This is a genomic window from Microbulbifer halophilus, from assembly GCF_026183675.1.
Classification (GTDB): domain Bacteria; phylum Pseudomonadota; class Gammaproteobacteria; order Pseudomonadales; family Cellvibrionaceae; genus Microbulbifer; species Microbulbifer halophilus.
This window is the reverse complement of the sequence record NZ_JAPIVK010000005.1, coordinates 19,659-41,495: the sequence shown is the minus strand read 5'-3', so window position 1 is coordinate 41,495 and position 21,837 is coordinate 19,659. Positions and strand designations below refer to the sequence as shown.

17 protein-coding genes and 1 pseudogene are annotated in these 21,837 nt (G+C 61.6%); 7 read left to right on the top strand and 11 right to left on the bottom strand.

The window, feature by feature from the left end:
* Nucleotides 1-442 precede the first annotated feature (442 nt).
* The 4 genes and pseudogenes from OQE62_RS03995 to OQE62_RS03980 all read right to left on the bottom strand — a co-directional run.
* Entirely contained in the window at nt 443-2,440 is a 1,998-nt protein-coding gene (locus OQE62_RS03995) for a tetratricopeptide repeat-containing sulfotransferase family protein (protein ID WP_265720704.1), read from the bottom strand.
* A 108-nt stretch (nt 2,441-2,548) separates the two neighbouring features.
* A complete protein-coding gene (locus OQE62_RS03990) occupies nt 2,549-4,963 on the bottom strand; it encodes a TonB-dependent receptor (protein ID WP_265720703.1) in 2,415 nt (804 codons plus the stop codon).
* A gap of 483 nt (nt 4,964-5,446) precedes the next feature.
* Nucleotides 5,447-6,298: an S-formylglutathione hydrolase gene (fghA, locus tag OQE62_RS03985; protein WP_265720702.1), complete on the bottom strand. Its 852-nt coding sequence runs from the start codon at nt 6,296-6,298 to the stop codon at nt 5,447-5,449.
* Between the two features lie 12 nt (nt 6,299-6,310).
* Nucleotides 6,311-6,490: pseudogene (locus OQE62_RS03980) on the bottom strand (S-(hydroxymethyl)glutathione dehydrogenase); the annotation flags it as partial.
* A gap of 78 nt (nt 6,491-6,568) precedes the next feature.
* Between OQE62_RS03980 and OQE62_RS03975 the strand changes: the two are divergent.
* Nucleotides 6,569-6,946 (top strand): hypothetical protein, encoded by a 378-nt coding sequence (locus OQE62_RS03975; RefSeq protein WP_265720701.1) that lies wholly within the window; start codon nt 6,569-6,571, stop codon nt 6,944-6,946.
* 168 nt (nt 6,947-7,114) lie between these two features.
* Here OQE62_RS03975 and OQE62_RS03970 read toward each other — a convergent pair whose 3' ends face one another.
* The 4 genes from OQE62_RS03970 to OQE62_RS03955 all read right to left on the bottom strand — a co-directional run bounded on the left by OQE62_RS03970 (nt 7,115) and on the right by OQE62_RS03955 (nt 12,799).
* On the bottom strand, nt 7,115-8,020 hold the full coding sequence (locus tag OQE62_RS03970; protein ID WP_265720700.1) for a tyrosine-protein phosphatase: 906 nt from the start codon (nt 8,018-8,020) through the stop codon (nt 7,115-7,117).
* Nucleotides 8,021-8,085: 65 nt separating this feature from the next.
* Complete coding sequence (locus OQE62_RS03965) at nt 8,086-10,605, bottom strand: TonB-dependent receptor (protein ID WP_265720699.1); 2,520 nt, start codon at nt 10,603-10,605, stop codon at nt 8,086-8,088.
* 204 nt (nt 10,606-10,809) lie between these two features.
* On the bottom strand, nt 10,810-11,964 hold the full coding sequence (locus OQE62_RS03960; protein WP_265720698.1) for a hypothetical protein: 1,155 nt from the start codon (nt 11,962-11,964) through the stop codon (nt 10,810-10,812).
* Nucleotides 11,954-12,799 carry a hypothetical protein gene (locus tag OQE62_RS03955; RefSeq protein WP_265720697.1) on the bottom strand — a complete coding sequence of 282 codons (846 nt, stop codon included), beginning with the start codon at nt 12,797-12,799 and terminating at the stop codon, nt 11,954-11,956. The genes OQE62_RS03960 and OQE62_RS03955 overlap by 11 nt, the downstream gene beginning before the upstream one ends.
* A 592-nt stretch (nt 12,800-13,391) precedes the next feature.
* Between OQE62_RS03955 and OQE62_RS03950 the strand changes: the two genes are divergently transcribed.
* Nucleotides 13,392-14,921: a phospholipase D family protein gene (locus OQE62_RS03950; protein WP_265720696.1), complete on the top strand. Its 1,530-nt coding sequence runs from the start codon at nt 13,392-13,394 to the stop codon at nt 14,919-14,921.
* Between the two features lie 18 nt (nt 14,922-14,939).
* On the opposite strand, the gene OQE62_RS03945 is transcribed toward OQE62_RS03950, so the two are convergent.
* Together OQE62_RS03945 and OQE62_RS03940 are read right to left on the bottom strand one after the other, a co-directional pair.
* On the bottom strand, nt 14,940-15,356 hold the full coding sequence (locus OQE62_RS03945; RefSeq protein ID WP_265720695.1) for a CBS domain-containing protein: 417 nt from the start codon (nt 15,354-15,356) through the stop codon (nt 14,940-14,942).
* A 67-nt stretch (nt 15,357-15,423) separates the two neighbouring features.
* Nucleotides 15,424-15,852 (bottom strand): Hsp20/alpha crystallin family protein, encoded by a 429-nt coding sequence (locus tag OQE62_RS03940; RefSeq protein ID WP_265720694.1) that lies wholly within the window; start codon nt 15,850-15,852, stop codon nt 15,424-15,426.
* Between the two features lie 282 nt (nt 15,853-16,134).
* Here OQE62_RS03940 and OQE62_RS03935 point away from each other — a divergent pair, with 282 nt between their 5' ends.
* Both OQE62_RS03935 and corA read left to right on the top strand, forming a co-directional pair.
* The gene (locus OQE62_RS03935) at nt 16,135-16,575 is read left to right on the top strand and encodes a host attachment protein (RefSeq protein ID WP_265720693.1); all 441 of its coding nucleotides are present in this window, start codon (nt 16,135-16,137) and stop codon (nt 16,573-16,575) included.
* Nucleotides 16,576-16,665: 90 nt separating this feature from the next.
* Nucleotides 16,666-17,619, top strand: coding sequence for a magnesium/cobalt transporter CorA (gene corA / locus OQE62_RS03930; protein WP_265720692.1), 954 nt, complete (start codon nt 16,666-16,668; stop codon nt 17,617-17,619).
* A 196-nt stretch (nt 17,620-17,815) separates the two neighbouring features.
* Here the strand turns inward: corA and OQE62_RS03925 are convergent, their stop codons facing one another.
* Complete coding sequence (locus OQE62_RS03925) at nt 17,816-19,330, bottom strand: dipeptidase (RefSeq protein ID WP_265720691.1); 1,515 nt, start codon at nt 19,328-19,330, stop codon at nt 17,816-17,818.
* Between the two features lie 163 nt (nt 19,331-19,493).
* On the opposite strand from OQE62_RS03925, the gene OQE62_RS03920 reads away from it, so the two are divergent.
* The 3 genes from OQE62_RS03920 (at nt 19,494) to OQE62_RS03910 (ending at nt 21,783) form a co-directional block, all read left to right on the top strand.
* On the top strand, nt 19,494-20,165 hold the full coding sequence (locus OQE62_RS03920; RefSeq protein ID WP_265720690.1) for a hypothetical protein: 672 nt from the start codon (nt 19,494-19,496) through the stop codon (nt 20,163-20,165).
* Between the two features lie 428 nt (nt 20,166-20,593).
* Nucleotides 20,594-21,202: a cytochrome b gene (locus OQE62_RS03915; protein ID WP_265720689.1), complete on the top strand. Its 609-nt coding sequence runs from the start codon at nt 20,594-20,596 to the stop codon at nt 21,200-21,202.
* 11 nt (nt 21,203-21,213) lie between these two features.
* On the top strand, nt 21,214-21,783 hold the full coding sequence (locus OQE62_RS03910) for a YceI family protein (protein ID WP_265720688.1): 570 nt from the start codon (nt 21,214-21,216) through the stop codon (nt 21,781-21,783).
* The last annotated feature ends 54 nt before the right edge of the window (nt 21,784-21,837 follow it).

The window sequence follows — 21,837 nt, the reverse complement described above, 5'->3', positions numbered from 1 at the left end:
GTGGTCTTCGTTTTTATTGGATGGAAAAGCACTACCACCGGCCTCCCTGCCCAGTGCCTTCCCTTGATACCTCACGATCCTCGAGCCTCGGCGCCAGGACAGCTGCCGAAAAAACCGCTCACGGACACTCTTCCGGAGCAACCCGCAATCCCCGCGAGCGCCCGACTGCGAGCGGTACAAGGTGACAAGCTGAAAGCGCATGAACAGAACATATCAACGAAGAAATTAATTTTCAAGAAATTGATTTTTTAATGTTATATATTTTCACAGCCACCCATAAAAGGGGCGATTACGGCAGGCGAGCCTCCGGAAAGGCGCATTAATGAGGATTTTTACGCCACTTGGCGGGGCGGCGGTGGCATATTGCGGGCCCGGGAGCGCCGGGTGGGGGTCGACATCAGCTTCCATGGATGGCTAGCCGGGCATAGCCATCATCATTTGCTTAGTGCGACAGCGGATAGTTTTCGAGTTCTTCGGACAGGATTTCTTTCAGCGGCGCCAGCTCCGCCTCGAAATGCTTCCACTGTTCGGTGCCGCCGCGGTAGATGGGCTGGCGCACCTGTTCGGCGCTGGGTGTGCGCACGGCGCGCTCGGTTTTGTGGAAATCGATACAGGCCTGTTCGAACGGCAGGCCGCAGTAGTCGAGGATGCGGCGCACCTGGCCCTGCAGGTCGTCGACCACGGATTCGTAGTGCACGCGCAGCACCCTGCCCGGCAGCACCCGATCCCAGTGATCCATCAGGCGCACATAGTCGCGGTAGTACTCACCGATCTGTTGCTGGCCGTAGGTGAATTCCTGGCCGTCGGCGAACAGTTGCTTGAAGCCGCTGAAGCAGCAGGACAGCGGGTGGCGGCGGGCATCGATGATTTTGGCATTGGGCAGTATCAGCTGAATCAGGCCAATATGGCGAAAGTTGTTGGGCATCTTGTCGATAAACAGCGGCGCGCCCCGACGGTGGATGCGGGTTTCCTCGATAAACTGCCGGCCCAGTTGCTGCAGTTTTTCCGCGCTCAGTTCGTGCAGTACCGCCGGGTAGCGCGGCTCTTCACCGGCGCGGCGGCGGCCGTCCAGGCGGCGGGCGGCAGCCATGATATTCTGCAGTTCGAGGGTGCCATCCACCTGTGAGTGGGAGGCGAGGATCTGCTCCAGCAGTGTGGAGCCGGCGCGCGGCAGGCCGACGATAAATATCGGGTCCGGTGCATCGCAGCCGGCGCCGGAGAAGTTTTCAAACAATTCTCGCGTACAGTGCTGTATCTGCAGATCCGTGTCGCGGCGGTTCTGCTCGATGCTGTAGCGACACTCCTCCTGCTTTAATCCATTGCCCTTTTCGTACCAACGGAAGGCATCTGCGTATTCCTTTCGGTCCTCCAGTGCCTTGCCCAGGGCGAAGCAGAGATGGTAGCGATCCTCGCGCGCAGTGGCGGGGGCGTTCACCAGTTCGCGCATGCGGTCGATTTCTTCATCGGCAAAACGGTAGGTTTTCATATTGGCGAGACTCCAGTAAGCATCGCCAAAATCCGGTTTGGCCCGATAGGCATCGCGGTAGGCGCGGACAGCCGCGTCGGCGTCGCCGATGGTTTTCAGTGCATGGCCGCGCTGCAGGTGTACGCCGTATATTTCCGGCGACTCGGCGGCGATACGGTCGTAAACCGCCAGGGCGGTTTTGTAGTCACCCACCATGGCGCTCTGGGTGGCAAAGAGTGTCTCCGCCCGGCGACCGCCCTGCTCTTTTTTCAAGATTTTCGCCTGCTCCAGCGCCGCCGCGAACTTCTGTCGCTTGCGCAGTACGCCGACATGGTCGAAACGGGCCTGGTGAAAATCCGGGTAGAGCTCCAGGCAGCTCTCCAGCAGGAAGTCGGCGTCGTCGAGAATCCCCAGCTCGGCGCCCACCAGCGCCAGCAGGCGCATGCCCTCCGGGTGGTGTTTATGTTTCTGCAGGAAGGCGCGGCAGAGCTGTTCGGCCTTGTAGAGCTTGCGCTCGTACAGCAGTCCGGCGGCGCTGAGCAGCTGCGGCGGCATTTTCTGTAAATGCTGGAACTGGCGCAGGGCCTGTTCCGCCTCTTCCTTTTCGCCCAGGGCGCGCAGGCCCAGGGCCAGGCCCCGCCAGCTCGCGTGCAGGGCGGGATTCAGGTCCACCGCGCGACGGAAAGCCCCGACGGCCGCGCGGTTGTCATCCAGCCGGGCAAAGTTGTGGCCGCGCTCCTGGTGGGCGCGGGCGTTTTCGCTGTCCTGTAACAGCAGTTTTTCCAGTGTCTGCAGCGCCTGGGCGTGCTCGGCCAGATAGCGCTGGCTGGCGGCCAGCAGATAGAGGATTTCGGTATCTTTCGGGTGTGCTTCCGCCAGTGTTTTTGCCATATCCCGGGCGCGCGAAAAGTCGCGCTGCTTCAGGGCACTGCGGATTTCTGAGAGGGATTCCTGATGGGCGGGATCGGCGGGCACAGTCGATATCTCGGTTTACTGGAGGGGTTGGGGGAAAGGGCGAACCAACAGCTCCCCCTCTCCCCCAACCCCTCTCCCGCAAGCGGGAGAGGGGAGCACTGGTTGCTATCAGAAATCGTAGCTTACCCGGACACCCATGGTGCGCGGGCGGTTGGTGGTAGTGCGCTTGGAGCCGTCCAGGGTATTGATGAACAGCTCGGCGCGCTCGTCGGTGAGGTTCTCCGCGTAGAGCTCCACACCCCAGTTCATTTCCTGCAGGCCCACGGACGCGTCCACGGTGGCGTAGGCATCCTGCTTGAAGCGGTCGTTAGGCTGCACCACGATGGAGCTCCAGGCGTCGTCACTGTACTGGACGCCGGCTTGCCAGTAGGCATCGAAGCTGGAAATGGTCCAGTCGTAGCGCGCGCGCAGGTTCATCTGCAGGGCCGGGGACAGGGCCAGCTCGCTGCCTTCCGGTGCGACGTTAACCGCACTCTCCGGCACATCGGTGATCTCGGTGTCGTTGTAGGAGAGGGCACCGATAATCTGCAGGTTGTCGGTGGGCAGCCAGGTAATGTCCGTCTCGATACCGTTGATCTGGGCATCCAGTGAATTGTCCAGGTAGAACAGGAAGTAGACACTGGGGTCGAAGACCGCCGTCTGGATATCTTTCCAGTCGACACGGTAGATGCTGCCGTTGAACTGCAGCGAGTGGTCGGCGAGGCTGGTTTTCCAGCCGGCTTCGTAGTTGTCGACGGTATCGGTGCTCACCGTGTAGGGAATGGTGATGCTGCCGTCGGCATTACTGTTGCCACCGCCGCGGTTATAGGCCGGCGGGCGGAAACCTTCGGAGTAGGTCGCGTACAGCAGCACGTCGCTGTTGGGTGTGTAGCTGAGGGTGAACTTGGTGATGGTGTCACTTTCGTTCAGCGGCGTATCGATGCCCTCTTCTACCCATTTCTGGTCCAGGTTGTCGCCACCACCTTCGTCGGTATCTTCACCCCACAGGGTATCGAATGAAGAGTTGGCAGAACCCACCAGCTCCACATCCATATCGTAGTGGCGCAGACCCACGGTACCGGTCAGTTGATCAGTCAGGTCGTAGGACAGCTCACCGAAGAAGGCCAGTTGATCCTGGGTGCGGGTGATATCGTTGAAGAAGGCCACTTCCGCCGGGCGCGGATTCGGGTCGATCACGGTAGCCGGAATATCATCTGCCGTGTCGGGTGCCCAGCCGCGGGGATAGTTTTCGTGATTGCCCAGATCGGCAACCGACGGGTAAAGGAAATTGCCGTTGTCGAGAATTTCCACGTCTTCGTAGAAGGCGCCACCGGTAAAACGCAGGGCGTTCTCCTGCGGGGTGGAGATACGCAGCTCGTGGCTGGTGCGGGTATTCTCAATCGTGCCCACATAGGCCTTGGTGGGGTCGTAGCAGGTGTCGCCCGCGGTGTTACAGGTGTAATAGTCCACGTAACCGCCCACATCGTTGTAGCCGGTATAGTCCATGGACTGCTCGACTTCGCGATCCAGATAGGCGCCGGTGTAGACTACATCCAGTGCCGCCAGGCGGCCTTCCAGGGTCCAGCTGGTGAGATCGAAGCTGTCTTCCAGGGAGTCCTCGAAGTAGCGCTGTACTTGCAGGTCGCCGACATTTTCCGGATCGTGATCGAAGACGCCGTCCGCTTCCAGGTCCTGGTGGGTGTGCTGTACCAGTGCTTCCCAGTCGTCGTTGATGGCCCACTTCACGCCCAGGCGCGCGCCCTGGTAGCTGGCATCGTTGAAATCTTCTTCCACCAGGTCTTCGTTGGTGGCGCTCTCCACCGGCAGTCCTTCCCAGACCGGGTTCACGTCTGCATCCGGGGTATAGGTACCGGCGACGTTGTCGATGTAACCGCCTTCATTGGACTGGTAGGCAGCCACACGCACGGCCAGCTTGTCGTCGATGACCGGCAGGTTGACCACGGTTTCCAGGGTGTCGGACATCTCGCCGTCCTTGGTGGTGGCGAGGCCCGCGTCGATACCCAGTTCAAACTCGTTCAGCTTGGGCTTGTTGGTGATCAGGCGCACGGTGCCCGCCTGGGAGCTGGCGCCGAACAGGGTGCCCTGCGGGCCTTTCAGTACTTCCACACGCTCGATATCGGTAACGTAGACATCCAGGTTGCGGCCGCCGATGCTCACCGGCGCCTCGTCCATGTACAGGGCCACGTTCGGCGCAGTGCCGTTGGCCTGGGACAGCTGGGTGGCGATAGTCTCGGTAGCCATGCCGCGAATATAGATGGACGACTGGCCCGGCCCGCGACCGCCGGCGGTCACATTGGGCATATGGCGGATATAGTCGTCGAAGTTGCTGACGTTCAGGTTTTCCAGGTTCTCTTCCCCCAGTGCCTGTACCGCTACCGGAATATCCTGTGCGCTCTCGGCACGCTTGGTGGCGGTGACCGTCACCTCTTCGATCTGCTTGGGCTCGGCGTGGGCAGCCTGACTACCCATAATCGCCGCAGTAGCGGCGATTACCGCACTGTGCAGTCTGTTTTTCTGGAACACTGAGCTCTCCTCATTTTGGATTGATCGTCAACCGGGCCCACCCGGCCGGGGTGACCCGGCAGTCCCAAACAGCGAGGCGGCGGAGCCGCCGGACAGTCATAACAACACACTACCGCCGCGACACCGCTGGCTGCCGTGGTTACTGCCAAATCGCTGAAAAATTTAGTGGACTAATTATTGTGACAAGCTTTTCTTTTCAAGAACGTATGATTTTCGCTCTCAACGAAGCTTTTGGAGACGGGAGCACGGACTTGAACCCCAATGCCCGGCCCGGATTTGTGGCGAAATTCTACAGAAATGCGGCTAAAAAACAAATTTATAGGCGCCGCCTATCAGAATCTGGTCAAAATTCATGCAGACTCGCCTTTTCGCGCACTTTCCTGTTTTTATTTAGGTTTCAAAATAAATGCCGGCGGCAGTGACGGCAATTTCGGCAGGGCCCGCCCGGCATGGGCAGCCGGGCGAGATCGATGGCAAAGGTCGTCAGTGCTTCAGCAGGAAATCTGCGTGAAAACGCAGATGCTGTTCGATAAAGCTGGCGATGAAAAAATAGCTGTGGTCGTAGCCGGCGTGGTGTTCCATCTGCAGCGGGTAGCCGGAGGCCTCGGCCGCGGTTGCCAGCGCGTGGGGTTTCAACTGCTGCTCCAGGAACTGGTCCTCCTCGCCCTGGGATACCAGCGCCGGCAACGGTTCGCTGGCGCGGCTCATCAGCGTGGCTGCATCGTATTCCTCCCAGCTCTGTCTGTCCGCCCCCAGGTAGGCACCGAACGCCTTCTCGCCCCAGGGACAGGCAATCGGGTTGCAGATGGGGCTGAAGGCGGAAATGGAGGTATAGCGCTCCGGGTTGCGCAGACCGATCACCAGGGCACCGTGGCCGCCCATGGAGTGGCCACTGATGGCGCGACGATCATTGACCGGGAAATGCTGCTCCACCAGTTGCGGCAATTCGCTCGCGATATAATCGTACATCCGGTAGTGCTGTTTCCAGGGCTCCCGGATTGCATTCAGATAGAAACCGGCCCCCTGCCCCAGGTCGTAACCGGGATCGTCCGCCACCCCCTCGCCGCGCGGGCTGGTATCCGGGATCACCAGTGCAATCCCCAGCTCCGCCGCCGCGCGCTGGGCGCCGGCCTTCTGGCTGAAGTTCTCGTCGGTGCAGGTGAGGCCGGAGAGCCAGTAGAACACCGGAAACCTCTGACCATCCCCCGCATCCTCCGCCTGCGGCGGGAGGAATACCGCAAAGCGCATGCGGCAATCCAGCACCGCCGATCGGTGCTCGAACTGCTGTTGCAGGCCGTCGAAACACTTGGTGCTGCTCACTCGCTTGATGGTCATGCTCTTCCCCGTTCAGTTGTCGTAGTAGTCAATCACACTGCGGATACTGTTGCCCGTGTGCATCAGCCCTAAGGTATCGTTGATTCTTTCCAGCGGCATGGTGTGGGCGCTGGTCTCCCGGCCGGTGTCGGCCACGCCGATAGTAACCGATTCGCCCCAGCCCTTGTGGCAACATTCCAGCGCTAACCGAATCGCCGGCCACAAACTGGCCCGATACTTGCTCCAGAAAATGGGAAGAGCGAAAACAGCGACCCGGAGGAGAACAGGGCGATGGGTAATCACCACTGGCTGATGAATTCCGAGGTACTGACAATACTGCGCAAGCTCCGCAAGCGCCTGAATGCGGAATTCGGTATTGTACTGCGCTTCTCGGACTACGATTTCGAACAGCAACTGGCCCGCGCCCGGGACCGGACTGTGGATGGCGAAACCCGACGGATGATCGCCGCACTGGAAACGCGCAAGGGCGAGTCCTTCCGCACCGGCGAGGAGCAACCCCCGCGCCTGTACCGCGGCCAGCCGATTCTCGAGGAAGACGATTCAAAAAGGGATATCTACGAACGGCTCTACGGCGACGAGCTGGCCGAACACGATCCGTCCAGGCGCCCGACGCCGACAAAGATCTACCGCGGCAGCCGCTCCCGCTGAGTCAGCGGAGAATCTTCCCCTGACGAGGACTGGACGGACAATCAAGGTCGCATAAATACCCGTGTCTGTCACATATCCGATCGGTGCGCACGGCGCAGCTTACGCCCCGAGCATAAAAAAGCCCGGCCATTGGAATGCCGGGCTTACTCGGACGGTAATCGCGGTGGACTACTGCAGGTAAGTGGCGCGGAGCTGCGCCAACTCCCGCTTATCCACATCCAACTCCTGTTCGATAAAGCCTTCGACGGAACCGGCCTGGCGCTCCATTTCTGCGAAAGCGGATTCCAGATAGGAGGCCTGCACACCGACCAGCGCATCCTTGACCGGCTGCGACAGCCTGGAGAAGAAAGCATACATGCGTTTTTCCTTTTCGCTGGCATCTTCCGGCAGTTTCATTATGTCCGTGTCCTTGAGTACTTCACTGGAAAGCAGGTAGTCCTCCATCACGGTTTCGCGATCGACACCCAGCGCGGTCAGCAGCAGTGCCGCACCCACACCGGTGCGGTCCTTGCCGGCGGTGCAGTGGAACAGCAGCGGTTCATCACTCTCCAGCAGCGAGTCAAACATGGCGCGGTAGGCCGGTATCTGCTGGCGCACCAGATCCGGGTACATATCGGCCATCAGTTTGACCATGTCGCCGGCCTGGAAATCCGGCCTGGCCAGGACCTTGGCGAATTCCGCTTCCCAGTCGCCCATGGCGTAGTCCCAGGTCAGTCGCTCGATCTCGCCGGCTCGCCAGTGTGTCGGCTCTTTCTTGCGCTCCTCGCTGGAACGGAAATCCACCACGGTTTCGATACCGCGTTTTTCCAGATAGTCATAGTCGTTATCGGTCAGGTTGGTGAGCACACCGGAGCGGTAGAGTTTGCCCCACTTTACTTCCCTGCCGTCTTCGGTTCTGTAGCCGCCCAGGTCGCGGAAATTGCGACCGCCTTCCAGGGGCAGTACCCGGGTATGCTCGATTTCTGTGGCGACACCGGATTGCGGTTTTTCCGCAACCGGTGTGGTGGCGCTGCAGGCGCCGAGAGAGACGGCGACGGCCGCCGCCAGAATGCTGTTTACGAATTTGTTTTGCATATGACACCTTTACCGGATTGGTTCTGTTGCAACCGGCCGCCCGGGCGGCCGGCGGGAATCGGAAATCAGAAATTGACGCGGAAGCCCGCCAGGTAGCGGCGGCCGTAGCCTTCCACCTGGTTGGGCGTGCTGATATCGCCCTCGTAGCGCACGTCTTCCTCGTCGGTCAGGTTATTGGCGTTGGCATAGAGGGAGACGCTGGCACCGAAAACGGGCTGCGGCAGCTCATAGCTGACGGCCAGGTCCAGGCGCTTCTGCTCGGCCCAGTACTCGGTCATGCCGACGTTCTCGGTGGTGGAGAGCCAGTCGTCGCGGTACTGGTGGTTCAGGCGGATGGACAGGCCTTCCATTTCATAGAACACGGAGGTGTTGACGATGGTGTCGGAAGTGCCCGGCAGGCTGTGGCGACTGCCTTCCAGGGTTTCGAACTCGCTGTCCAGCAGGGTCAGGTTGGCGCTGATACCGAAGCCGCTCAGCGCCGGCAGAAAATCGGAGGCCTGGGCGATGGCATTGAACTCGGCACCGCGCATCTCGCCGTTGTTGCCGTTGACGTATTCGGTGTAGGTCCACTCGTCGAGGCCCGCTTCCGGCATATAGTCGTCGCCGTCAATCACAGTGCTGCGGGCGTAGATCACGTCGTCGATACTGCGGCTAAACAGGCCTGCGCTCAGCAGGCTGGCATCGCCGGGGTACCATTCGATCGCCGCGTCCGCGCCCCAGGATTCCTCGGCGGCCAGCGCCGGGTTGCCCGCCGTCACATTGGCCCCGGTCATGTCCACCATGTCGGCACCGCGCCACTCGGAATAGGTAGGCCGGCTGACGCCGGTGGAGGTGGACAGGCGCAGTTTGACGTCGTCCGCCAGGTCGATATTCAGGTGCGCGCTGGGCAGGAAGTTGGTGAAGGAATCCTCGAAGTTGCCGGTGGGGCCCTCGCTCAGGTAATCGGTGTTTTCCACCCGTGCGCCCAACACCAGGTTGCCCCAGCCGTATTCGGTGGTGACCATGGCATAGACCGCGCTGACGTCTTCTTCCAGGCGGATTTCCTGCGAGTCGTGCGGCGTCACCGCGAGGCCGCCGACGGCCCGCGACCAGGCCCGGCGCAGGGCCTTGTTGTCGTAGTAGGTGGCACCGATGCCGTTGTCGAAACCGCTGTCCCACGGCTCGTCGGTGGCGTAGTCGGCGATGTTCACCCCGGATGGCCACAGGCCCATGGCCATTACCATGCCGTGGCCGCCCGCCTCGCGGGAATCCATTTCCACGCCGGTCTGCAACACCGAATCGCTGCCGAACAGCTGCAGGTCGCGCTCGGCGTCCAGCTTGAACTTGGTGGCGTCGATGTTCATGGCGGCGCTGATGGTCATCGCCAGCATGCCCCCGGGCGGATAGGAGATGTCGTTGGGGCCGATGGACGTACCGGTGCTGTCCATCAGGCCGCCCACCGCCGGATCGTAGAGATCGCTGACGTCGTAACTGGCCATGACGAAACCGCCGCTGCTGTAGGGCATCGGCAGGAAGGTGCTGTTTTCGGTTTCGGTGACATTGAGGCGGGACTCCAGATACCAGTCACCCAGTGCGAAATCCGCCCCCAGGGTATTGGTGAAGGTGGAGTTTTCGTAGAGGCCGTATTCCAGGCTGCGGGTCGCCAGTGCGTACTGGTTTTCGGCGCGCTCCCCCACGGCCTGTGGTGCCCCTGCCGCGCCGGCTCCGCCGGCAAAGTCGAACACGAACTGGTTGCGCTCCTCGAAGTCCTGGAATTCGTTGTACAGGCTGCTGACGAAGACGCGCTCCAGTGCACCGTCGCCGCGGAACTCGAAGCGGCCGCCGTAGGCACGGTCTTCGCGGGTCACCTTGTAACTGCGGAAATCCAGTTCGTTGACACTCAGCTCGCCGCCGTCGCGGCTCAGGTCATACTCGCGGTTGTCGGTGATCTGTTCGCGGCTGTTCTCGGAAGAAAACAGGGAGAAGCCGAAGTTGTCATTGGACCAGGAGCTGCGCAGGGAGAGTTTCTCGATATCGCCGTCGCCCAGTTCCTGGTTGCCCATGCCCACATCGGTGGAGAAGGCCCAGCCCCTCTGTGCAAACGGATCGAAGGTGGAGATATTGATATAGCCGGAAACCGCCTCGCCGGGCATGTTCGGCATGATGGCCTTGTTGGCGTCGATGCGGCTGGTGATTACCGACGGGAAACTGTCGAAGCGGGGCACGCGGCCGTTCTCGGCACCGGGGATGCTGAGTCCGTCGATGGCCAGGGAAGTATAGCGGAAGGGTGCGCCGCGGAAGTTGATGTAGCGGGCCTGCCCCTGGTCGCGCTCGATCGCCAGGCCGGGTACGCGGCCGAGCGAGTCGGCCAGATTCTGGTCCGGGAAGCGGCCGATGGTGTCGGCGGAGATGACATCGACATTGTTGTAGGCATCGCGCTTTGCGTCGATGGCGGCCTTCTGGCTGTCGCGGATGGGGGAGGCGGTCACCATCACTTCCTCCACCAACCCGGCCTCACCGATCTGCTGGGCGAAAGCCGGGGAGGCGGCACCGGCCAGCGTGAGGGAAATCAGTAGAGACAATCTGTTGCGTTTGAATTCGATCATTGTCGTTCTGCTCCGAAGTGGCTCTTCGAATGGGGCCTGTTGCGGTCTTGCAAGGCGGCCCGGATTCACTGCCGGGCCGTTCGGGGGCATGATCGAAACTGCGTGTGACAGCGGGGTTAAAGAGATACCTCGGTTTGGGAATGAGATATTTCTAAAAATGAAAGTGCTTTTAAATCAGAGACTTGGAACGGGGAAGATTTTGTTCTAGGCGCGGATATTTTCCGCCGGCAGGGCAATACGATAGCGGTAGCGGCCACTCTTCAGATCCCGCTGCGCTTCGAACAGAAAGGGCTGAGCCAGTTCCTCTCCCAACGCGGAAACCAGCTCGTCGCGGATCTTGTTGCGATTCTGGTCCAGGGTCTTGGCCCGCAGGCCGTTTTCGTGCAGGTCGTTGATGGCCTTGTTGTGGCCACCGTACTCTTCCATCAGCGCTATCAACGCGCCGGCACCGTCGCGATCCGGGCGATTCACCGGCGGATTGAGATACCAGCCGTCGCCACCCTGCCGCCGGCGCGCGTACCAGAGGAAATAGAAGAAGGGGGTTTTCGACAGTTCCAGCGGAACCCCGTGTACCAGCACGCGGAAATGCCGGCAGTCGAATTCGAGATGCTCCCCGGCTTGTGCGGCGGCGAGCGCCGCATCCATATCGCCGCCATTCAGTGCCATGGCGCGGTCGAACCAGGGCAGCCGGGCCGGAGCCAGCGCGGCAATTTCGGGCCGCGCCAGCCGGTCGACCAGTCCGGGCATGCGCGCTGGGTCCTCCGGCCGCAAGCGCGCAAACAGCTCCATCTGCCGGGCATTGAATGAAGCCAGTTGTTCCGACAGGGCGCGCGCCCGATGTCCGGACACGCCCCGTGCCAGCAGGTCGGCAATATGGCCGCGCCGCCGGCGCGACAGCGGCATTGGCAACAGCGCTGCCAGGCCCACGACCAGCAGCGCCACCAGCGCCTGGCTGGCGAATAGCAGTGGCCAGTCGGGCCGGCAGTCGACACTGAACAGAGAACGCTCGCGCCGCTCCCCCATCCACCAGTCGACCGCAATATCCGCTGCCACAGCCTTTCCCGCCGGCGGTTCGTCACTCAGCAACTGCGTCACCCGCGCACGGCACTGGCTCAACAGCCCCAACCTGCCCGACGCCAGCAATGCAGCCAGGTCTGTATTCAGTCGTTCGCCCACCCAACCCTGCAGCGTTTCCCGCCCCAGGCTGTTCTGCAGTGCCGGGGCCAGTTTTTCCGGCAGTTCCCGCTGCAGTTGCCGCGACAGATCCCGAGCGAAAGTCGCCTGTGCCTGCCAGTGGACGAGCGCCGACAACAGGAGGGTCAGCAGCAGCCAGGCGACGGGCAGGGCACTAGCTTTCACAGCGTTCCGCTCCCTCGAACTGGCGATGCGCGACGATGAAAGTATCGGTAAAGGCATCGAAAGCTGCGGCTATCTCGCAGTCGATACCCGGCGCCCGCGCCTTGCGCACAAACAGGGTGGCGGCAGTGGCGTCGTCTGCGATCAGCGTGCGCTGCAGCGGGATATCCAGGTCTTTCTGCAGGTAGAGACCACCGCTGACGAGGTCCAGCTCGCCGCGGGAGAAGGCCCGGTAAAGGCTACCGGCATCGTCGAAGTAGACCAGCTCTTCGCCGGACAGGTTCACGCCCGCCGCCTTCAGAGACTCCAGTGGCAGCAGGTAGAGGGTGTGGCTGAGTTTGTCGTTGAGCAGGCCGATTTTCTTGCCGCGAAAGTATTCGCGGCTCAGTTCCGGCCTTTCATCGCGACTGAACCAGTAGACCCGGTAGTGATCGTAGCGCAGCAGTGTATCGTAGAAATCGGAGAACGCCGGCACCAGTCCGCGGAGGGTGTGCTCGCGGCTCCAGATCAGGTCGTAATCCTCGTTGAGAATCGCCTCGGCGCCGAGCTGCCCGCGGGGTTTCCAGGAAATACGCACGGCGCCGTAGTGACGCGCCATGGCCGGCGCGCGGCACAGGCGATCGGCGATTTCGCGCGCGTAGATGGACGAGACCGCCAGGATATCGAAGGTCCCGTCGGCGGTAGCGCCGGCTTCACAGCGGTAGACATGGTAGTCGCCCAGCCGCGGCACCGGCGCTTCCTGTTTCGCCAACCACAGGCTGAACCCGGCAGCCCCAGCCAGTAACAGGGCCAGCGCGGCGCCATAGGCCTTATAGCTGGTTAAAAACAGTGGAGACATGAACGAGGACGCGATGCCGGACAATGCGCGCAGTCTATGTATTTTTTGTGACAAACCGATGACCCGGCGCAGGGGCTGGCAGCCGGTCCCGTCAATCCTGTCCCCTCGATGAAATCGGGCTTTACACACAGCCCATCCGCGACATACAATTAATGATAACTATTCGCATTCTCATATTTGCCATCCCGGCGGAATGGGTACGGATAGTGGATAAGTCTGCTGAACGCGGCCCACGGAAGGGCCGGCTCCCTAACCGGTTGGCATCTCCGGGGAGAGCAGGGCCGGTGTCTCTACGCCCACCGGCCTTCGTGTTGATGTGCAGGGATGCACTTCTTTTTCTCGGGCTCCCGAATTCGCTGTGGCTCCGGATGGCAGGCGCCGAAACTGGCCCCTGACCCTAATACCAATCAATTAAGCCGCCCTGTCGCGGCAAAGGGCCTGATACCGGGTGCAGGACCGCCCCAATGCCAGCTAAAGCCCCGTGCAACCTCACCTTCCAAGCCTCAACCCGCTTAACTTGCCGGCATTACCCCTGACCCGAGCTTTTCGCTGGCGATCTATACTCCAACTGTCGACTCCCCGCCAGCGTCAAATGGATTGCATGCGCCGCTACCTGTTCCCGCTACTCGCATTTTGCCTCTGCGCCTGCTCCGGCCAGGCGGTGTTTCCCGAACCGCCGCCGCGCCCGCCCAGCTATCACCTGCAGGCGCCGGCAAAGGCGCCGCTGACGGCGATTACCGACCGTCTTGTCCGCGGCCGCACCGGACAGACCGGCGTCTACCCGGTGACCTCGGCACAGAACGCGCTGTCGGTGCGCCTGGCCGCCATTCGCGCCGCGCGCCGCTCCATCGATATCCAGTATTTCCTGTTCCGCCGCGACGAAACCGGCCTGCTGCTGACCCGCGCCCTGATCCGCGCCGCGGATCGCGGTGTGCGGGTGCGCTTCCTGCTCGACGATTTCACCACCGGCGATGCCGACCGGGTACTGGTGGCGCTAGATCGCCACCGCAATATCCAGATTCGGCTGTTCAACCCTTTCCCTCACAAAAGCCTGCGCGCACTGGAGTTCTTTACCGATTTCGCCCGGCTGCAGCGGCGCATGCACAACAAATCCTTCACCGTGGACAACCGCGTGACCTTTATCGGCGGGCGCAACCTGAGCAACCAGTATTTCGGGATCGACCGGGATCTGAACTTCGGCGATCTGGATATGCTGGCCATCGGCGCCGTGGTGCCGGATATATCGCGGCAGTTTGATCGCTACTGGAACAGCCCCTACAGCTTCCCGGTGCAATCGGTAATCGACTACCGGCCGGTCCCCGACGCCGACCTGGCCTTTGCCGAGGATCTGGAGCGCAACGCGTCCACGCTGCTGGCCAGTGACTACGGGCGCAACCTGGCGTCTTCGCCGGTAATCGATGCACTGAGCGACGACGCCAATCTCTGGTACTGGAGCGACACCCGCGCCCTCTACGACCCGCCCGGCAAGGTGGCCCAGCCGCCGGCGGCGGGCCGCCAGTTTGCCGGGCGCGAGTTGATGGAGAAGATCACCGCCGCCAGGAGGGAACTGATCGTCATTTCTCCGTACATGCTCCCCGGCGAACACTATCTGCAGCAATTGATCGATGCAGCGCAGAGCGGCGTGGAGGTGCATATCCTGACCAACTCCCTGGCCTCCAGCGACGTGTTGCTGGTGCACGGTGCCTATCGCAAATACCGGCGGCCACTGTTACGGGCGGGAATACACCTGTACGAGCTCTCCAGCGAGCTGAAATACAAACAGGACAACTGGAATGGCGAATCCCGATCGCTGCTGCACGCCAAGGCATTCGTCGTCGACAGGAATACGCTCTATGTGGGCTCCTTCAACCTGGACAACCGCTCGATTCTGCTGAACACCGAACTGGGGCTGTTGATCGACTCGCCGCAACTGGCGGGGGAAGTGGCGGAGAATTTTATCCGCAACGTGGGCGACAACGCCTGGCGGCTGGAACTGCGTGGGGAACAGATTGTATGGCACCGGGCCGATGGCAAACGCCATTCCACCGACCCCGGTACCAGCTGGTGGCAGAGGCTCGGTTCTGTCGTCAGCGGCTGGCTTCCGATCGAACCGTTGCTGTGAATCCTCTGCCATTTCCGGTCAGTGGTGGGCGGATATCGACGAGGCGAACTCGCCGATTTCCCGCTGGCCGGCGGAGTGGGAAATATCCCCCAGACTCAGCACGCCCACCAGGCGTTTTTCACTGTTCATCACCGGCATACGGCGCAATTGCTGCTCTTCCATTTTATGCATCGCGGTGTCCATATCGTCGTCTTCCCAACACCAGGCGATGCCTTCCGTCATGACTTCGCGAGCGGTCAGGGAAGAGAGATCCTCCCCCTCGGCCACACCGCGACAGGCGATATCCCGATCGGTCACTATGCCCACCAGCTTGTCGTTCTCGCCCACCGGCACCGCGCCGATATCCTCATCGCGCAGTATTTTCGCCACTTCCGACAGCGGCGTCTCGGGCGCACACCAAGTGCAGCCCTGGTGCATGGCTTCTCTGACTTTCATGATTGCCTCCAGATTTTCAAACGTCGGCTACAGTGTAAGGTAGCGATCGCCGGTCTCCCCCCCGCCGTCAGTGAATTTCAATACGCTGGCGCTGCGGCTGGCTGGGTTCGCGCTTGGGCGCTTTCAGTGTGAGTACGCCGTCCTGGAAGCTGGCATCGATGTCCGCTTCGCTCACATCGGCCCCCAGGTTGAAGCTGCGCATGTACTTGCCATAGCGGCGCTCCTGGCGGATCACACGGCCCTCTCTTTCCTCCTTGTCTTCCCGGTGCACCTCCGCCTCCAGCGTCAGTACGCCCTCTTCCAAGGTGATACTGATATCGTCCTTGCTGACCCCCGGCAGCTCCGCGCTGATCTCGTAGCTGTCGCTGGTTTCGCTGACATCGATACGCGGCGAGAAAAACCCTTCCTTACCCTGGGTCAGTGCGCGGCTGGGCGAAGCCAGCTGATCAAAAAAATTGTCCAGATCCAGTAGTGATCCCCTAGGTACAAGACTCATGGCAAACCTCCCACGCCCGATTCTTAACCTGCGCGAGCCGTCGACAACCGGGCCCGCACGATGTGCTGTTACACCACGGAAGTTTAAGGAGTGCGATGGCGTTCGGTAGGGCAAAACCCGGGGGAAAAGCCGGTATGGGTTAAACGCTTTTTTTATATCGGGCGAGGCATAGAGAACCGGATGTTCCAAAAACTCCACCGGCGCCTGCCAATGTCGACTCACGGGCGTGAACGACACCTTTTTCAACTACCATTGGCAGTAGAAAACAGAGAGGAATCGAGCATGGCACTTGCATGGGTCCTGGTGGCCAACCAATCACACGCGCGCCTGTTCGAGGCGGACAAGCGCGCCAGCGAACTCCACGAACTGGAGTCCATGATCCACCCGGAGAGCCGCCTGAAGGGGCGCGATATCTACGCCGATGCCCCCGGGCGCACTTTCGACCGCAGCGGCGAGGGTCGGCACGCGATGGGCAACTATCGCGAGCTGTGCCGCCGCCCGGCCCGCGACCGCTTTGCCCACGAACTCGCCCACGCGCTCGAGCAGGGCCGCGAGGAGGGACGCTACGAAAAGCTGTATATCGTCGCCGAGCCGCAGATGGTGGGCAGCCTGCGCGATGCCCTGGATCCGTCCACACGCGCCTCCATTGCCGGTGAGACCAGCAAAAACCTGGTGGGCCGCAAGGCCGATGAGATTCGCGCGCAACTGCCCCACTGGCTGTGACCCTTAGTGCAGAAACGGAAGGTTTTCGATTGATTTGCACGAGCCGGATTGCAACCATGGGGTACCTCCGGATACTCCATGGTCATTCGCATGCTGAGACTATTTGAAATCGAGCGCGGCCGGGTTGCCGAGCTTTTCTCCGAGGGCGCCGTCACCGAAGAGCAACTGTCGGAAACCGTCTGGATCGACCTGCAGGAGCCACAGGAAGACGAGCGCGCTCTGCTGGAGCAACTGCTGAGAACCGAATTGCCGGAATCCGAAGACGTCGACGAGATCGAGGCCTCGGCGCGCTACTTTATCGACGCCGCCGGGGTGCATATCCACTCCCTGTTCCTGACCCAGAGCGAGGGCCGCCACGACACCTCCACCGTAGCCTTCATTCTCCAGCCCGAGCGGCTGATCACGGTGCGCGACAGCGAGCTGGCGGATTTTCGCCTGCTGCGCATGCGCGCCCGACGCGGCCAGGTGGAAGCGCGCAGCGCGCAGGAACTGACAGTCCAGGTATTCGAACAGAAGGTGGAAAACCTGGCGGACGCGCTGGAGGATATCCATGTGGAACTGGGTAAGGCCAGTTATCTGGTGTTGGAGAAGGAGGACACCGACCTCGAAGACGCCATCGACATGCTCGCCAGGCTCGAGGACAGCAACGGCAAGATACAGCTGTGCCTGATGGACAGCCGCCGCTCCATCACCTTCCTGCAGCGGCATATCCAGATCGACAGTGAACTGCAGGAGAGCTTCCGCGATATCACCCGGGACATCGACACCCTGATGGCGCACACCGGCTTCCTGTTCAACAAAATCAACTTTCTGATGGACTCCACCCAGGGGTTTATCAATATCAAGCAGACCAACATCATCAAGATGTTTTCCATCGCCGCGGTGGTCTTCCTGCCACCCACCACCGTGGCCAGTATATACGGCATGAACTTCGAGCATATGCCGGAGCTGGACTGGCTGCTGGGCTATCCGTTTTCGCTGGGGCTGATCGTGCTGTCGGGCATTGCGCCCTATCTGTATTTCAAGAAGAAGGGGTGGTTGTAGACCGTCACCGACAATTGATGGGCACGTCGCTGCGCTCCTTTGCCCATCCTACAAAACGCACCACGCTGCCGTAGGAGCTGCTTGCAGGCGAATGCTCAACGGGCCACGACCCTTTTCGTCTGCATGGCAGGCTCCTACCGCCACCCCCGCAGGATGGGCAGAGCGCAGCGCGCCCATCGGGCCATTCAGGCCGGCACTACAGGTTGCCGATCTCGATCATCATCGCCGTGTACATCTGCAGGTTCAGGCGGAACTGCTCGACAGTCAGGAATTCGTGCTCCGAGTGGCCGGTGTAGGCCTTGCCCGGCATCGACGGTCCGAAGCTGACCGCGTGGGGCAGCAGCTTGGCGTTGGTGGAACCGCCGATGGCCACCGGGCCGGCGTCTTCAATACCGGAAAAGTGACGGAAAACCTGCAGCAGCGGCGCCACGTGCATGGCATCCTCCACCCGGTAGGGAGTGCCCAGGTCCACTTCCACCTGCGCCAGCTCGATCTCGTTATCCCGCTGCCACTGCGCGAGTGCCGCCCGGATTTCACGATCCAGGCGACCGGCGGATTTGCCGGTGGGACGGCGCAGGTTCAGGTAGCTGGTGAGCGCATTGTCGCCCGCCTTCACCATGGTCACCGTCGATGTCATGGGCCCCATGAAATCGTCTTTGTAGGCGATATCGCCGAACTGCTCCGCCAGGATTCCGGTACCCACCAAGTCGTTCAGGTAGCGCGCCGTTGTACCGGCGGCGTTGGCCGGCCACCGATGTACTGCCAGCGCATTGGCCAGAAATGCAATCGCGTTGACACCGTGCTGCGGCTCGGAACTGTGGGTAGCCTTGCCGCGGGCGGTCACTGCCAGGCTGCCGTCGTTCCGCGCGGCAAACTCGTAGCGCACATCGCCGTGCTGCGCGGCGCGAGCGCGGATGGCCTTCTCCAGCGCCGGGGTAATATTGGCCACGGTGGCGCGGGCCTCGTCCGGCACCTGGCTGCGGAAATAGCCGCCGCGGAATTCACTCAGGTAGGGCTCGCCGTCGCTGCCCACCGGGCTGTCGGCCGCGGTGACGCGCACCTCGCTCCAGCCTTTCTCCGCGGTGACCACCGGGTAGTTTGCATCGATGGTGATGTTGTAGGCGGGGATCGGGTAGCTCTTCAGGAATTCCCGCAGCGGACCCCAGTCGGATTCCTCCGCCAGGTAGACGATCAACTCGATACGGCGTTTCAGCGGCACCCCCTTGTCGTCGATCGCTTTCATCGCGTAGAGGGCAGTGGCGATGGGTCCCTTGTCGTCCTCGCTGCCGCGGGCGATCAGCTTGCCGGGCTCGCTGTCGCCATCCAGCTCGAAAGGACTCTTCTGCCACTTGGACGGATCCGCCGGCTGCACATCGCCGTGGGTCACGATACCCAGCTTGTCCTCGGCGTCACCCAGGGCGACGATCACCACATGGCCGTGATCCTCGTACTCCAGGCCCAGCTCTATCGCCTTGTCGCGCAGGGCCTCCTTGAAACCGGTGAATTCCGGATTCTTTTCCAGAGGCAGGTCTTCGCGGGCAAAGGTCTTGTAGTGCACCAGCTCGGCGAGTGTATCGGTCATCGCCGCCTCGTAGGTTTCAACCGCATAGTCGGCGGTATTCTGCGCCACAGGCGACACATCGGCTGCGGCCAGTACCGGGGCACACAACAGCACAGCGGCCACACGATTCAACAGCGAACGGATTTTCACAAGCGCCCTCCTGACGAAAAAAATGCCATTGTACCCGCTCCCGAATAAAACCTCTTCCCGGGTGCCAGACACCTCCCGACTCGGTGCCCGAAGACTGCGTCTCAACTGCTAAGATTGTCTGCGAGTATAAATTGATCACCGGCCGCGCAGTCCGGGAACCTGTATGAGACAGCACAACGCCAAGTCCTTTCACCGCCGGCAGTGGCTCAGCGTGGATCAGGCCGTCACCCACCTGAGCGCCGTGGCCGAAGAGCCCCTGACCAGTACCGACCTGGCCGACCTGGCCGATCAGTACCAGCTGGATCTCTACTGGTACCGACCCGGCCAGCAGGTGGCCTACCTGGATCGCCCCGAGGTGCGCGAACTGAACGAACCACTGCGCCTGTGCGCGGAAAACCACAGCGACTGGAGCGCCATTGTCGGTATACTGCGCCACCATCCCGCCCTGCCCGCCTACGAACAGGATACGCCTCTGCTGGAGGACAGCGAGGGCAACCGGCTGCGCATCGTTTTCGACAACCGCCAGCGCCCGGAACCATTCAGTGCCCGCTGGTACCCGAATTACGCCGAACTGGTGCTGAAACGCAGCGAGCTGGAGCAATTGGAGCCACAGCTGTTCTCATCCCCCGATCTCGGCAACGAGCTGGAACCGCAGCTGCTGCTGAACGTGATCTGGCAACTGGAACAACTGGCGCTGGACACTTCACAACCGCGCCACTCCCCCGCCTGGCTGGCGGAGCAGCTCGCACAGCGCTCCGATGCCATCGACCGACCGGCGCTGGAACGCATTCTCGCCGCCGCGGAAAGGGAGGGCGTGCGCGGGACGCCGCACTGATGGGAACCTTTGGCCCACTGCCGACCCGGGGTCCTCATAGGGTGCGCCATGCGCACCATCCGGCCGGAAAAGAATATCCGAACGAGAAATGCAGGCCCCGCTGTCGGGGGCTGTTTGTGAAACGATTAACTCGGGACATCCATGCCCCTCGCCCTTCGGGTGCCCGCGGCGTTCAAATCGGCTGATCCGGCCGCTCCATCTATTCACGGCGCCCCGGAGGGCCTTAGATTGGGGGAACGGCGCGAAAATTCGCTATCCTGCGAATTTTTGACTCGCACCATCCTTGGCGCTCGGCCCTGCGGGCCGCCTTGCGGCGCGGAAATTCGCTATCCTGCGAATTTTTCGATAGGTTACTTCTGGTTTTTTCGCTATTCGCGCGGCGGGAATTTTTTATAATCCTGTCTGCACTTACCATTCCGGGGGACCCTGTGGCGGCCAGAAATAACAAGACACAGTACGGCTGGATGGCCATCGCCCTGCACTGGCTGATGGCACCAGCGATTCTCGGTCTTTTCGCACTCGGCTGGTGGATGCGCCAGCTGTCCTACTACGATCCCTGGTACCGCCAGGGGCCGGAACTGCACAAGGGCATCGGTATATTGCTGCTGGGCCTGTTGCTGTTCCGCCTGCTGTGGAAATTCCTGAACCCCAGCCCTGCGGCCGAGTCCGGTACGCCCCGCTGGCAGGCAGTGGCCGCGAGGCTGACCCACGGCCTTCTCTACCTGTTGCTACTGGCCATCATGACTTCCGGCTATCTCATCTCCACCGCCGACGGCCGCACCATCGACGTCTTCGGCTGGTTCAGCGTGCCCGCCACCATTCAGGGCCTCCCCAATCAGGAGGACGTCGCCGGCCAGGTGCACGAAATACTGGCCTGGAGTCTGATGGCACTGGTGGCACTGCACGCGCTGGCGGCATTGAAGCACCATTTCATCGACCGCGACGCCACTCTGCGTAAAATGCTGGGAATGGGCGCAAGGCGGATCGCCGCGCACACCGATCACCCATCACAAGACACACTCACGACCACAAAATAAGGGAGCAATCCATGAAAAAACTCGCCGTATTCCTGTTCGCCACGCTACTGGGTGCCACCACCGCCCAGGCCGCGGAGTACAAAATCGACACCAAGGGCGCCCACGCCTTTATCCAGTTCCGTATCAAGCACCTGGGCTACAGCTGGCTCTACGGCCGCTTCGACGACTTCAAGGGCTCCTTCAGCTACGATGAAAGCGCGCCGGAGAAGTCCTCCGTCAACGTCAACATCGACGTGACCAGCCTGGACAGCAACCACGCCGAGCGCGACAAGCACCTGCGCGGCGAGGATTTCCTGTACACCGAGAAATTCCCCACCGCCACCTTCGAGAGCACCGGCTTCGAACCGCAGGGCGACGGCAAGGCCAAGCTCACCGGCGAACTGACCCTGCGCGGCGTCACCAAGCCGGTCACCATCGACGTGACCAATATCGGCGGCGGCGAGGACCCGTGGGGCGGCTACCGCCAGGGCTTCACCGGCACCACCGAGTTCGCGCTGAAGGACTTCGGTATCGACTACGACCTGGGCCCGGCTTCACAGACCGTGGAAATGATCCTGGACGTGGAAGGTATCCGCATTTAACCCCGGGAACGCCGAGCCCCAGCTCGGCAAACGGGCCACAGGCCCGTCCCATAC

Bases quoted from the DNA above. Each gene is read 5' to 3' on its own strand.
- OQE62_RS03975 (WP_265720701.1), top strand. From the start codon at position 6,569: ATGGGTAATCACCACTGGCTGATGAATTCCGAGGTACTGACAATACTG.
- OQE62_RS03945 (WP_265720695.1), bottom strand. From the start codon at position 15,356: ATGAAAGTCAGAGAAGCCATGCACCAGGGCTGCACTTGGTGTGCGCCC.
- OQE62_RS03965 (WP_265720699.1), bottom strand. From the start codon at position 10,605: ATGATCGAATTCAAACGCAACAGATTGTCTCTACTGATTTCCCTCACG.
- fghA (WP_265720702.1), bottom strand. From the start codon at position 6,298: ATGACCATCAAGCGAGTGAGCAGCACCAAGTGTTTCGACGGCCTGCAA.
- OQE62_RS03910 (WP_265720688.1), top strand. From the start codon at position 21,214: ATGAAAAAACTCGCCGTATTCCTGTTCGCCACGCTACTGGGTGCCACC.
- OQE62_RS03970 (WP_265720700.1), bottom strand. From the start codon at position 8,020: ATGCAAAACAAATTCGTAAACAGCATTCTGGCGGCGGCCGTCGCCGTC.
- OQE62_RS03920 (WP_265720690.1), top strand. From the start codon at position 19,494: ATGAGACAGCACAACGCCAAGTCCTTTCACCGCCGGCAGTGGCTCAGC.
- OQE62_RS03935 (WP_265720693.1), top strand. From the start codon at position 16,135: ATGGCACTTGCATGGGTCCTGGTGGCCAACCAATCACACGCGCGCCTG.
- corA (WP_265720692.1), top strand. From the start codon at position 16,666: ATGCTGAGACTATTTGAAATCGAGCGCGGCCGGGTTGCCGAGCTTTTC.
- OQE62_RS03940 (WP_265720694.1), bottom strand. From the start codon at position 15,852: ATGAGTCTTGTACCTAGGGGATCACTACTGGATCTGGACAATTTTTTT.
- OQE62_RS03955 (WP_265720697.1), bottom strand. From the start codon at position 12,799: ATGTCTCCACTGTTTTTAACCAGCTATAAGGCCTATGGCGCCGCGCTG.
- OQE62_RS03950 (WP_265720696.1), top strand. From the start codon at position 13,392: ATGGATTGCATGCGCCGCTACCTGTTCCCGCTACTCGCATTTTGCCTC.